The sequence below is a fragment of the Roseisolibacter sp. H3M3-2 genome (genome assembly GCF_029211165.1).
GTDB lineage: Bacteria > Gemmatimonadota > Gemmatimonadetes > Gemmatimonadales > Gemmatimonadaceae > Roseisolibacter.
In genome coordinates this window covers 1-824 of sequence record NZ_JARGEK010000735.1, presented here as the reverse complement: position 1 = coordinate 824, position 824 = coordinate 1, and the positions used below count along the sequence as shown (strand labels likewise).

The 824-nt window shown below is 79.7% G+C and carries 1 protein-coding gene; it reads right to left on the bottom strand.

All coding sequences use genetic code 11. From position 1 onward, the window contains the following. On the bottom strand, positions 1-824 hold an 824-nt coding region (locus PYV61_RS26080; RefSeq protein WP_275836809.1), incomplete at both ends, for a M23 family metallopeptidase.

Below are 824 nucleotides of genomic sequence, written 5' to 3'. Positions count from 1 at the left end.
ACCCCCGGCACCGCGCGCAGCGACGACTCGGCGGCGCGCGTGCGGGCCAGCGCGCCCACCAGCAGCGGGTCGCGCCCGGGCGCGCGCCGCGCCGCACGGCGCGTGTCGACGAACGGGTACGGGTCGATCGCGCCCTCGCCGCGGCGGTAGACGCCGAAGTGCAGGTGCGGCGCGGTCGAGCGGGCGTTCCCCGTGTTGCCGACGAAGCCGAGCGTGTCGCCCGCGCGCACGCGGTCGCCCGACCGCACGTGGTGCCGGTCGAGGTGGGCGTAGTAGAGCGACTGGCCGCGCGCGGGGTCGCGCAGGAACACCACGGTGCCGCCGAGCCGGTTCTCCCCCGCCCAGGCGACGCCGTCGGCGCCGGCGACGACCGGGGTGCCGCGCGGCGCGAAGACGTCGATCCCCTCGTGGGCGCGGGCGCCGCCGTCGCGGTCGGCGCCCCAGAAGCTGCGCACCGCCCGGCTGTCGCGCCCCTGCACGGGGAAGGCGAGCGACGGCCCGCCCTCCAGCGTCACGCGCCAGCGCACCGCGCGCAGCAGCTCGGGCTGCAGGCGGAGCACGTACGCCGTCCCCTCGTCGTCGGCGTCGAGCGCGTACGTCGCCGCCAGCGAGTCGCCGCTGGCCACCAGGCGCGGCGCGCGCGCGGTGTCGGCGGGGACGGCGAACAGCTCGCTGAAGAGGCGCGTCCCCGAGTCGGCCGCGGCCTCGACGCGCACGGTGAGCCGCTGCCCGCGCCGCGGGGCGACGCGCCACGCCACCGCCCCCGGCTGCTCGGCGGCGAACGCCCCCTGCTCGGCGAGCGGGAGCGTTCTCCGCCGAGCAGC